The sequence below is a fragment of the Profundicola chukchiensis genome (assembly GCF_029664245.1).
In the GTDB taxonomy this organism is placed as follows: Bacteria; Bacteroidota; Bacteroidia; order Flavobacteriales; family Weeksellaceae; genus Profundicola; species Profundicola chukchiensis.
On record NZ_JANAIE010000025.1, the window covers coordinates 1 to 346 of the forward strand.

At 35.8% G+C, this 346-nt stretch carries 1 pseudogene; it reads left to right on the plus strand.

The window, feature by feature from the left end:
* Positions 1–346, plus strand: a pseudogene (locus tag NLM59_RS11545) (helicase-related protein); the annotation flags it as partial.

Genomic DNA, 346 nt, shown 5'->3' on the forward strand with positions numbered 1-346 from the left:
AAAACTATCCAGAATATTCGGGTAAGTTTCTGAGAGTTATAGATAACTATGAATCAAAAGCACAGGATTTACTAGAAAACTTTTGTGAGGACAAGGTAGAACTAGAACCTCAAATTGCAGTATCCGTAGATATGATGGATACAGGAGTTGATGCGCCTAGAGTCGTAAATCTAGTATTCTTTAAACAAGTAAGATCTTATGCCAAGTTTTGGCAAATGATAGGTAGAGGAACTAGGTTAAGACCTAATCTGTTTGGTCCTGGCATGGACAAGGAACACTTTATCATCTTTGATATTTGTGATAATTTTGCTTTTTTCAATGAATTCCCAGACGGAATTCAAGCTCA